Here is a 10887-nt window from a genome sequence, read left to right on the forward strand (position 1 = left end):
CGGCTACTCGGCGGCTGGGACGGGCTCCGGCTCGGCCGCCTCCGCTCCGGCTCCGGAACCGCCGGCCGCGACCGACTGCTCGGCGGCCCGCCGCCGAGCCTTCTCCTGCGCCTTCTTCGTACGCCACTTCATCACCAGCATCGAGCCGAGGCCGAAGCACAGCGCGGCCACGAGCCCGAGGTAGGAGAAGCGCTTGAGCCAGTCCTCGGCGACCTTCCCGACGGAGTAGATGACCGCGGTGGTGCCGCCCGCCCAGACGATGCCGCCGAGCACGTTGGCGATGGCGAACTTCCAGTACGGCATGCGCAGCACCCCGGCCAGCGGGCCCGCGAAGATGCGCAGCAGCGCGATGAAGCGGCCCACGAAGACCGCCCACATGCCCCACTTCTGGAAGGACCGCTCGGCGGACGCCACATGATCGGCGCCGAAGTGCTTGGGGAATTTACGGCCCAGCCAGGCGAGCAGGGGCTTACCGCCCTTGCGGCCGATCAGATAGCCGATCGAGTCGCCGATCACCGCCCCCGCGATGGCGCAGCCACCGAGGATGTAGGGGTTGATGTGGTCCTGGGAGGCCGCCAGCAGCGAGGCGCTGACGAGGATGATCTCTCCGGGGAGCGGGATGCCCAGGCTTTCGAGGCCGATGACCAGGCCGACGAGCAGATACACACTGATCGCGGGTACGGTGTCGAGCCATTCCTCGATGTGCAACGCCGGTTCCCTCCCGTATGCCGATCCATGGTCGGCGCACGCCCGATCGAGCGCACTTCGGGAAGCGTACTCAATCGGCGCGTCCGCCACATTCCACGATGCGTGGTCCCGGCCACATCGGCGCGCCGGGCGGCCCCGTACGAGGGGGAGACACCCCCGTACGAGCGGCCCGTGCGGGGAGGGAGGCCGCCGCTCAGTCCTGCGGCCGCAGCGTCCAGGTGACGGACATCTCCCCGGTGACCGCTCCGTCCTCGCGTGTGATCTCGATCTTTACGGGGAATTCGGGGCGCTCGCCCGCGTCGAGTCCGGCCACCACCTCGGCCACCGGCCGGCCGAGCCGGGCGGTGGCGGTGACCGGCCCCTTGGCGAGCTTCTTGTACTCGATCTCGGCGCGCACGGCCAGCGGTACGGCGCGCTGGAGCTGGTCGCCGAAGGCGGCGAGGACGACCGCGCCGGACGCTGATTCGGCCAGGGTGAACATCGCCCCCGCGTGCGGTCCGCCGACGTGGTTGTGCAGATCGGGCTGGTCGGGCAGGCGCACCACGGCGCGTTCGGCCGACGCCTCGACGAACTCCAGGTTCAGGGTGCGCACCATGGGCACGGTGGCCGCGAGCATGTCGCCGATGGACGGCAGTGTCTCTGACATGCCCCGGAAGTTACCACCCAGTAGCACATTCGGGAACGGGGCGGCCGTAGCCGCTGCCGGCGGCCCCCTCTATCGTTATCGGCCATGTGGCCAGGACAGCAGCCGCCCGGGGGCGAGCACAATCCGCAGGATCAGAACCCCTATCAGCAACCGGGGTATCAACAGCCCAATCCGTACCAGCAACCGGGCTATCAGCAGCCGAATCCGTATCAGCAGCCACAGCCGGGCTACCCCGGCCAGCCGCCGGGCCAGCCAGGCCAGCCGGGACCGCAGCCGGGCTACGGACCACCGCAGAACCAGCCCGCACACGGCTGGAACACGCCGTCCGGACCGGCCGGGCCACCGCAGCCGCCGCAGCCGCCGCAGAAGAAGCGCACGGCGACCATCGCGATCGTCGCCGCGGTGGCGGTCGTCGCGGCTGCCGTGATCACCGGTGTCGTCGTCCTGAACCAGGGTGACGACAAGGACGACCAGGCGAAGGACAGCAAGAAGCCCGCGTCCTCCGCCGCCTCCTCCGCCCCGGCCGAGGACCCCTCCGCGGGCGGCGAGGACAACCCGCGCGCGGGCGGCGACGCGACCGAGGTGAAGCCGGTGATATCCGGCTGGCAGACGGTCGTCAGCCCCAAGCGGCATGACGCCTTCGACGTGCCCGCGAACTGGACGGTGAAGAAGCCGGACCTGAGCATCGGCTTCGAGGACGAGAAGGGCAACCCGCTCGTCATCATGTCCGCCCCGGCCAAGTACAAGGAAAACGCCTGCACGGTCAAGGGCAAGAACGGCGAGGAGGAGACCAGCGGCATCGCCGGGGTCGGCACCAAGGGCGCGCAGGGCGCCAAGACCGAGGCCTCCGCCGCCAAGACCGAGGCCGAGAACTGGGTCTTCGCCGCCTTCGACCAGAAGCAGACCGGCACCCGCAAGGTCACCGACGCCAAGCCGTTCAAGAGCGAGCACGGGCTCAAGGGCTACACCTCCACGGCCACGGTCACCGGCGTCAAGAAGACCGACAAGTGCGTCACGGACGGCAAGGCGGTCACCGTCACCTACACGGATATCAACGGCGACTTCGCGACCTGGGTGCTCTACTCCGCCAAGGGCGTCAAGGACGAGGTCCCGGACGCCACCATCAAAAAGATCATGAGCACCCTGCGTCCGGTGAAGTCCGAGGGCTCCTGATCGACGCGGCCGGAATTGGGTTGGACGCCGGGGCCCGCCCCCGGGATAGTTCGGCTGCGTGACCACTCCACCGGCCCCGCGTCCCCGACCGCACCGCCCCGCCTGGGCGGGTCGCAACTACACCCTGCTGACCGCCGCCGCGATGGTGACGGGCCTCGGAAACTCCGGGGCCCTCATCGCGGCGGCGTTCGCGGTGCTGGACGCGGGCGGGGACGGCGGCGACGTCGGGCTGGTCGCCGCGGCCCGTACCGTCCCGCTCGTCGCCTTCCTGCTGATCGGCGGCGCGTTGGCGGACCGGCTGCCGCGGCACCGGGTGATGGTCGCGGCCAACGCCCTCAACTGCGCCTCGCAGAGCGTCTTCGCGGTGCTCGTGCTCACCGGCGAGGCGCGGCTGTGGCAGATGGCCGTGCTCGCCGCGCTCAGCGGCACCGGGCAGGCGTTCTTCAGCCCCGCCGCCGAGGGCATGCTGCTCTCCAGCGTCACCGCCGAACAGTCCGCCCGCGCCTTCGCGTTGTTCCGGATGGGCACCAACGGCGCGCAGATCGGCGGTGCCGCGCTGGGCGGCGCGCTGGTGGCGGTCGCCGGCCCGGGCTGGGTGCTGGCCGTCGACGCCGCCGCCTTCGCCGCCGCCGGGGCGCTGCGCACCCTGCTCGACGTCAGTCACATCGCACCGCGCGAATCCGGCGGCGGCATGCTGCGCGATCTGCGCGAGGGCTGGCGGGAGTTCACCGGACGGCCCTGGCTGTGGACCATCGTGCTGCAGTTCTCGGTGGTCAACGCCGTGGTGGCCGCGGCCGAGGCGGTGTACGGGCCGCTGGTCTCCGAGGAGCAGCTGGGCGGGGCGCGGCCCTGGGGGTTCGCGCTCGCGGCGTTCGGCGCGGGCACCGTCGTCGGCGGCCTGACGATGACCCGCTGGAGACCGCGCCGCCTGCTGCTCGCTGGCACCCTGAGCGTGCTGCCGTTCGCCCTGCCGTCGGCCGCGCTCGCCGTCCCGCTGTCCGCGCCCGCGCTGTGGGCGGTGATGTTCGTCGCCGGGGCGTCGGTCGAGGTGTTCGGGGTGTCCTGGATGACCGCCCTGCACCAGGAGATCCCCGAGGACAAGCTGTCCCGGGTGGCGGCGTACGACTGGATGGGCTCCATCGCCATGGTCCCCCTCGCCACCGCCCTCGCGGGACCCGCCGAGAGCGCCTTCGGGCGGTCCGCCGCGCTGTGGGGGTGCTCGTCGCTGATCCTGCTGCTGACCCTGGCGGTGCTGTGCGTACCGGACGTACGGCGGCTGCGGCGCCGCCAACCGGCCCCGGTCGCCGAGGGAATGCCCGCCACCGAGCCGACGGCGGCCCCGGAAAAGCTCTGAGGGCCGCTCGTCTTGTGCCCTACGGCATCCCCGGCCGGCGGACGTGCCGTACCGTCACCCGACGCTGAACGCCCCGCCCGGCGGCTCGGGCGACGGCACCGCGTCCTCGTCCCGCACCGGCACCGCGTCGCCCGTGAACCGCTCCAGCGCCGCCCCGTGCTCCACCCGCGCCGGAAACGCGTCGGCCGCGGTACGCCGCGCCAGCACCCCGACCGGCAGCTCGCCCTGCGAGGCCACCAGCACCGCGTTCCCGAACCGGCGGCCGCGCAGCACCGCGGGCTCCGCGATCAGGCACAGCTGCGCGAACACGGTGCGGAATGTGGCCAGTTGGGAGCGGAGGAAGGTGAACGGCGCGCTGTCGGCGAGGTTGGCCGCGTAAACGCCGCCGGGGCGCAGCACCCGGGCCGCGGCGCGCGCGTACGCCACCGAGGTCAGATGCGCGGGCACCCGCGAACCGCCGAACACATCGGCCACGATGACATCGGCGGACGCCTCCGGCGCGGCCTCCAGCGCGGCGCGGGCGTCCGCCCGGCGCACCGTGATGCCCGCGCCGCCCGGCGGCAGCGGCAGCTGCTCGGCGACCAGCTCCAGCAGTCCGCCGTCGGCCTCGATCACCTGCTGCCGGGAGCCGGGCCGGGTGGCGGCCAGATAGCGGGGCAGGGTCAGCGCCCCGCCGCCCAGATGCAGGGCGTCCAGCGGCGCACCGGGCTCGCCGGTCCCGTCGAGGACATGGGCGAGCCGGCGCGCGTACTCGAACTCCAGGTGACCGGGGTCGTCCAGGTCGACGTACGACTGGGGTGCGCCGTCCACCGTGAGCAGCCAGGCGCGCGGGCGGTCCAGGTCCGGCATCAGCTTGGCGGTGCCGTGGTCCACGTCCCGGGTCACGGGTATCGGCTCGTTCACCGTCCCATTGTGCCGTCCCGGGCAGGTCACGGCTCCCGCTCGCCCTCCCCGGCGGGGCCGGGCGAGCGGGAGGCCTCCCCTACGGCTGGTCGGGCACGGTGAGCACCGTGCCCGCGCCCACCGTGCGGCCGCCCTCGCGGATCGCGAAGCCGAGCCCCGGCTCCAGCGGCACCGCGCGGCCCAGCTCCACCGTCAGGGTGACGGTGTCACCGGGGCGGGCCACCCCGGCGGCCCCGAGGTCCACCTCGCCGACCACATCGGCCGTACGCAGGTAGAACTGCGGCCGGTAACCGGTCACCACCGGGGTACGGCGGCCGCCCTCGGCCGCCGACAGCACGTACACGCTCGCGGTGAAGCGCCGCCGGGGCACGACGCTGCCGGGCGCCGCGACCACCTGCCCGCGGCGCACCCCGTCCCGGGCCACCCCGCGCAGCAGCAGCGCCACGTTGTCGCCCGCCTCGGCGGACTCCATGGGCTTGCCGAAGGTCTCGACGCCCGTGACGACCGTCGTCACGTCCGCGCCCAGCACCTCGACGCGGTCGCCGACGCGCACCGTGCCACGCTCGACGGCGCCGGTGACCACGGTGCCGCGGCCGGTGATGGTCAGCACGTTCTCCACCGGCAGCAGGAACGGGGCGTCGGTGTAGCGCACCGGGGTGGGTACGTAGATGTCGACGGCGTCGAGCAGCGCCTCGATCGCACCGGTCCAGCGCGGGTCGCCCTCCAGCGCGCGCAGCCCGGAGACCCGTACCACGGGCGTGGCCTCGCCGGGGTAGCCGTGCGCGGACAGCAGCTCGCGCACCTCCAGCTCGACCAGGTCGGTGAGTTCGGGGTCGCCCGCGTCGGCCTTGTTGAGGGCGACGACGATGTGGTCGACCCCCACCTGGCGGGCGAGCAGCACGTGTTCGGCGGTCTGCGGCATGACGCCGTCGAGCGCCGAGACGACGAGGATGGCGCCGTCGAGCTGGGCCGCGCCGGTCACCATGTTCTTGATGAAGTCGGCGTGGCCCGGCATGTCGACGTGCGCGTAGTGCCGGGTGCCGGTCTCGTACTCGACGTGCGCGATGTTGATGGTGATGCCGCGCGCGGCCTCCTCCGGCGCCCGGTCGATGCGGTCGAACGGCACATAGGTGCCGCCGGAGCCGCGCTCGCTGAGGACCTTGGTGATGGCGGCGGTGAGCGTGGTCTTGCCGTGGTCGACGTGCCCCATGGTGCCGATGTTCAGATGCGGCTTGGTGCGCACGTAGGCCGGCTTGGACACCTTGGGCAGCTTGGACGTGGCGGACATGCGGGCTGTTCCTCCTCGGAACGGCAAGGGAAGCGCGGACCCCGGTGCCTGGCCGACCCTCCCCTGGCGGGGTCCGTCGGAGTGGTCCGAGGAGGGTCAGCTTCGGGCGCCGTCGAAGAGGGCGGCTGCCGGGGCGTCGGAGAACGCGGCGCCGAAGAAGGCGGCGTCGGAGAAGAGGGCGTCGAAGAACAGGGCGGCAGCCTTCGGCGCGTCCGCGACCGCGGACGTCATCACGAGGAAGGCATACCGGAACATGCCGTGATCATTGCGTACCGTTCGGTCCCCGTCGAATGGTTTTCGTGGCGCACGGGGCCCGGTGCGACGCATGCGAACCCCTGGTGCCCGGGAGACGGCCGTCCGGATCGGCCCTTGTATCAACGGGGCGACAACCAGCCGACGAGCGAACGACATCACAGCGTTCCCCCGGCCCGGTCGGTTACGCTCCCCCGATGCTCGATGTCGCCGCCCCCTCCCCGAAAACGGCCGTGCGCCGCACCCGCGCCGTGCTGTTCTCGCCGTGGTCACGGCTGGGGCTGCTCGCCGCGCTGCTGGCCGGTTCCGCGATCGCGGTGTGGGTGTGGCAGCCGCAGCGGCTGCTGGCCGACGGCTGGCCGCCACAGCTGTCGGGGGCGGCGGCCGTGGTGCTGTTCGCGGCCGCGTACGGGCTGTGCACCGCCGCGCTGGTGCCCAGGCCGCTGCTGAACCTGGCGGCTGGTGTGCTCCTCGGCGCCCAGACCGGTCTCGCCGCGGCCGTCGTCGGTACGGTGCTCGGCGCCGGGATCTCCTTCGGCCTGGGCAGACTGCTGGGGCAGGACGCGCTGCGCCCGCTGCTGCGGGGCCGCTGGCTGGGCGCGGCCGACCGGCAGCTGAGCCGGCACGGGTTCCGCTCCATGCTGGCGATCCGGCTCTTCCCTGGCGTACCGTTCGCCGCCGCGAACTACTGCGCGGCGATCTCACGGATGGGCTGGCCCGCGTTCCTGCTGGCGACCGGGCTCGGCTGTGTGCCGAACACGGCGGCGTACGTGGTGGCGGGCGGCCACGCGGCCACGCCCACCTCGCCCGTCTTCCTGATCGCGCTGACCTGTATCGCCGTACCCGCCCTCGCCGGGCTCGTCGTGGCCTGGCGCAAGCGCGGCAGGCTACGGGGCGCCTGAGAGCGGTACGGGGCGGCCCGTACCGCTCAGGGGCGGGGGATGCGGCGGCTCAGTGCGGGTTCGCCGCGGCGCGCGCGGACAGCGGCTCGGCGACGTCCTCCAGCGAGCGCTGTTCCGCCGGTACGGCCAGGAAGGCGGCCACCACCCCGGCCACGACCATCAGCGACGCCCCGACGCAGAAGGCCAGGACCGTGTCCCCGACGACCCCGCTCTGCGTCAGCTCGGCGAAGATCAGCGGGCCGCTGATCCCACCGGCCGCCGTGCCGATGGCGTAGAAGAAGGCGATGGCCAGGGCGCGCGTCTCCATCGGGAAGACCTCGCTGGCCGTCAGATACGCGGAACTCGCGCCCGCCGAGGCGAAGAAGAGGACCACGCACCAGCAGCCCGTCATGGTCGCCGCGGTGAGCCAGCCCCGGCCGAACATCCAGGCGGTGACGAACAGCAGCGCACCGGAGAGGACATACGTCCCCGCGATCATCGTCCTCCGCCCCAGGGTGTCGAAGAGCCGGGAGAGCAGCAGCGGCCCGATGAAGTTGCCGGCGGCGATGACGGCGAAGTAGTAGCCGGTGTCGCCGCTGGGCACCCGAAAGAACGTCACCAGGATCGAACCGAAGCCGAAGGTGATGGCGTTGTACAGAAACGCCTGCCCGATGAAGAGGGCCAGGCCCAGCACGGCGCGCTTGGGGTACTTGCGGAAGAGCGTACGGGCGATGTCCACGAACCCGGTGCTCTTCCGGGTTTTGATGGTGATGTCCTCGGACGGTTCCGGCAGCGTGACGCCCCGTTCCTCCTCGACCCGCCGCTCGACCTCCCGGACCAGTTCCTCGGCGCCCTCCGACCGGCCGTGGATGAACATCCAGCGCGGGCTTTCGGGGACGTGGCGGCGCACCAGGAGGATCGCGAGCCCGAGGACGACGCCGAGCGCGAAGGTGAGCCGCCAGCCGATGTCCGCCGGGAAGAAGCGGGTGTTGAGCATCAGGACGGACAACAGCGAACCGCCCACGGCGCCGAGCCAGAAGCTCCCGTTGATGACGATGTCGACGCGGCCCCGGTAGCGGCTGGGAATCAGCTCGTCGATCGCGGAGTTGATGGCCGCGTACTCCCCGCCGATGCCGAAGCCGGTGAGGAAGCGGAAGAGGAAGAACCACCAGACGGAGAAGGACACGGCGGTCAGCGCGGTGGCGGCGAGGTAGACGCCGAGCGTGATGAGGAAGAGTTTCTTGCGGCCGTACCGGTCGGTGAGCCAGCCGAAGACCAGCGCCCCGGTGCAGGCCCCGGCGACGTAGAGCGCCGCCGCCATGCCCGTCACCTGGGCGTCGGTGATGGGCAGCCCGCTGCCGGGCTCGGAGAGGCGGCTGGCGATGTTGCCGACGACCGTCACTTCCAGGCCGTCCAGGATCCATACGGTGCCCAGGCCGATGACGACCATCCAGTGCCAGCCGGACCAGGGGAGCCGGTCCAGCCGCGCCGGAACCTTGGTGGTGACGATCGCGGCGTCCCCGTCCCGGGGTGGCCGTGGCGCGTCCGGCCCGGTGGTGGTCATGAGGCTCCTCGGCGGCGGCTGGGCGGCGTTCGGTGATCGCATTCCGAACACACTCCGAAAGACCGCCGAGTACCCCTGTTCATATGGGTAAACCGGCCATCGGGCCGGGCCCTTGGCAGGCCGTCCGCCCGGGGACGCTACGCTGCCACCACAACCGGTTGCCGATCTCCGGCCGCCGGCCTTCCCCTCGGCCGCCCCGCCTGTTCCGGCATGCCAGAACAGCGCATGATCAGCCTTTGGATAGCGTAGACGCAATGTCGTGGTTTGAATCTTTCATCCTCGGGCTGGTCCAGGGGCTGACCGAGTTTCTTCCGATCTCCTCCAGCGCCCATCTGCGCCTCACGGCCGCCTTCGCGGGCTGGAGCGACCCTGGCCCAGCCTTCACCGCGATCACCCAGATAGGCACCGAGCTGGCGGTACTCATCTACTTCCGCAAGGACATAGCCCGGATCGTCAGCGCCTGGTTCCGCTCCCTGTTCAACAAGGAGTGGCGCGGCGACCACGATGCCCAGATGGGCTGGCTGGTGATCGTCGGCTCCATCCCGATCGGTGTGCTCGGCCTCACGCTGCAGGACGCGATCGAGGGCCCGTTCCGCGATCTGCGGCTCATCGCCACCACCCTCATCGTCATGGGTATCGTGCTCGGCTACGCGGACCGGCGGGCCGCACGCGACGAGACGGGCGGCAAGCACCGCGTCGCCAAGCAGCGCAAGTCGCTGCAGGAGCTGAGCGTCCGGGACGGACTGATCTTCGGCATATGCCAGGCGATGGCGCTCGTCCCCGGTGTCTCCCGGTCCGGCGCGACCATCAGCGGTGGTCTGCTCATGGGCTACACCCGCGAGGCCGCGGCCCGCTACTCCTTCCTCCTCGCCGTCCCGGCCGTACTGGCCTCCGGGGCCTTCGAGCTGAAGGACGCGTCCGAGGGACACACCGAGTGGGGTCCTACGATCTTCGCGACCGTCATCGCCTTCGTCGTCGGTTATGCCGTCATCGCCTGGTTCATGAAGTTCATCTCCAGCAAGAGCTTCATGCCGTTCGTGATCTACCGAATCCTGCTGGGCCTGGCACTGTTCGCCCTGATCGGCATGGGCGTGCTGAGCGCCCACGCGGCCGAGTCGGCGGGCTGATCTCCACCACGCGCAGCATGTGAGAAGGAGAGATGGGCCGCCGGCCGAGGAGGGAGGAGGTCCGGCGGCCCCTTCGCTCAGGTCTGGCGCCCCCTGAGCGGTATGCGAAGAGTCAACCGCCACGCGGCGCGCGGCGGGAGGGTGTGCGATAGATATATGCAAGCACTCCCATCACACGGGGTGTGAATGCATCACACTCCGTACGACCTCCCCCCTGAGCCGCGCCTCATCCCCTCCCGTCGCGGATGACCTCGACCAGCTCCCCCAGCCCCGAAACCCGCCAGTCCGCCCGCGCCACGTCATCACCGGCAGCCCACAGATGACCCCAGGGCCCCCGGCGGACATGCGCGGCCCGCAGCCCGGCGGCCTGCGCCGCCCGGATGTCGAACGCCGGATGGTCGCCCACGTACACCGTCCGGTCCGGCGCGGCCCCGCCCAGCTCGACGACCCGCTCGAAGAATCCCGGATCGGGCTTGGCCACCCCCCACTCCCCGGACGTCGCGACGGCGTCCACCGGCAGCTCCAGCCCGCGCAGCAGCTCCCCCATACGCACCGGCTGGTTCCCGGCCACCACGACCCGCACCCCCAGCGCACGCAGCGCCCGGAGCGCGGGCCGCGCGTCCGGATACAGATCGCGCTCCTCCAGCCACTCCCCCCGCCCCGCCGCATCCCACGCCCGCCGCTCCGCGGCGACATCCACCCCCGGCCTGGCCAGCCGAATCGCGTCCCCGTCGTCCCGCCCCTGCGCGACCACGGCCCCCACCAGGGCGGACAGCGTATGCCGGGGCACCCCGAGCCAGTCGGCCCACGAGGCCCAGTAGCGGTCCTCCCGCACCAGGGTGGAGCCGACGTCGAACGCCACCACATCGATCACGACGCGCCCTCCCCCGCCCCCTTCTCCTGCGCCCAGTCCGCGTACCGGACCCGCTCGATCTCCAGCACCTCGCCGACCGTCCCCCACTCGTTCTTCCCCAGCCGCGCCAGCGGCCGC

11 protein-coding genes are annotated in these 10887 nt (G+C 72.0%); 4 read left to right on the plus strand and 7 right to left on the minus strand.

What is annotated here, in order from left to right; all coding sequences use genetic code 11:
• Window positions 1-3 precede the first annotated feature (3 nt).
• Window positions 4-708: a VTT domain-containing protein gene (locus ACFZCY_RS16910; RefSeq protein WP_391173591.1), complete on the minus strand. Its 705-nt coding sequence runs from the start codon at window positions 706-708 to the stop codon at window positions 4-6.
• Between the two features lie 193 nt (window positions 709-901).
• Window positions 902-1354, minus strand: a complete 453-nt coding sequence (locus ACFZCY_RS16915) for a DUF4442 domain-containing protein (RefSeq protein WP_391173594.1) — start codon at window positions 1352-1354, stop codon at window positions 902-904.
• An 84-nt stretch (window positions 1355-1438) separates the two neighbouring features.
• Between ACFZCY_RS16915 and ACFZCY_RS16920 the strand changes: the two genes are divergently transcribed.
• Window positions 1439-2527 carry a hypothetical protein gene (locus tag ACFZCY_RS16920; RefSeq protein WP_391173597.1) on the plus strand — a complete coding sequence of 363 codons (1089 nt, stop codon included), beginning with the start codon at window positions 1439-1441 and terminating at the stop codon, window positions 2525-2527.
• 58 nt (window positions 2528-2585) lie between these two features.
• Window positions 2586-3881, plus strand: a complete 1296-nt coding sequence (locus tag ACFZCY_RS16925) for an MFS transporter (RefSeq protein WP_391173599.1) — start codon at window positions 2586-2588, stop codon at window positions 3879-3881.
• A 54-nt stretch (window positions 3882-3935) separates the two neighbouring features.
• On the opposite strand, the gene ACFZCY_RS16930 is transcribed toward ACFZCY_RS16925, so the two are convergent.
• The 3 genes from ACFZCY_RS16930 to ACFZCY_RS16940 form a co-directional block, all read right to left on the minus strand.
• Window positions 3936-4784 (minus strand): fused MFS/spermidine synthase, encoded by an 849-nt coding sequence (locus ACFZCY_RS16930; protein WP_391173602.1) that lies wholly within the window; start codon window positions 4782-4784, stop codon window positions 3936-3938.
• A 79-nt stretch (window positions 4785-4863) separates the two neighbouring features.
• On the minus strand, window positions 4864-6045 hold the full coding sequence (gene tuf / locus ACFZCY_RS16935; RefSeq protein ID WP_391173695.1) for an elongation factor Tu: 1182 nt from the start codon (window positions 6043-6045) through the stop codon (window positions 4864-4866).
• Window positions 6046-6168: 123 nt separating this feature from the next.
• On the minus strand, window positions 6169-6327 hold the full coding sequence (locus ACFZCY_RS16940; protein ID WP_391173604.1) for a hypothetical protein: 159 nt from the start codon (window positions 6325-6327) through the stop codon (window positions 6169-6171).
• Between the two features lie 194 nt (window positions 6328-6521).
• On the opposite strand from ACFZCY_RS16940, the gene ACFZCY_RS16945 reads away from it, so the two are divergent.
• Window positions 6522-7226, plus strand: a complete 705-nt coding sequence (locus ACFZCY_RS16945; RefSeq protein WP_391173607.1) for a VTT domain-containing protein — start codon at window positions 6522-6524, stop codon at window positions 7224-7226.
• Between the two features lie 49 nt (window positions 7227-7275).
• Here the strand turns inward: ACFZCY_RS16945 and ACFZCY_RS16950 are convergent, their stop codons facing one another.
• The gene (locus ACFZCY_RS16950) at window positions 7276-8769 is read right to left on the minus strand and encodes an MFS transporter (RefSeq protein WP_391173610.1); all 1494 of its coding nucleotides are present in this window, start codon (window positions 8767-8769) and stop codon (window positions 7276-7278) included.
• A gap of 254 nt (window positions 8770-9023) precedes the next feature.
• Here ACFZCY_RS16950 and ACFZCY_RS16955 point away from each other — a divergent pair, with 254 nt between their 5' ends.
• Window positions 9024-9896, plus strand: coding sequence for an undecaprenyl-diphosphate phosphatase (locus tag ACFZCY_RS16955; RefSeq protein WP_391173613.1), 873 nt, complete (start codon window positions 9024-9026; stop codon window positions 9894-9896).
• A gap of 226 nt (window positions 9897-10122) precedes the next feature.
• On the opposite strand, the gene ACFZCY_RS16960 is transcribed toward ACFZCY_RS16955, so the two are convergent.
• Window positions 10123-10770 carry an HAD-IA family hydrolase gene (locus ACFZCY_RS16960; protein ID WP_391173615.1) on the minus strand — a complete coding sequence of 216 codons (648 nt, stop codon included), beginning with the start codon at window positions 10768-10770 and terminating at the stop codon, window positions 10123-10125.
• Between the last annotated feature and the right edge of the window lie 117 nt (window positions 10771-10887).

The organism is Streptomyces sp. NPDC007983, assembly GCF_042958345.1.
Lineage (GTDB): Bacteria > Actinomycetota > Actinomycetes > Streptomycetales > Streptomycetaceae > Streptomyces.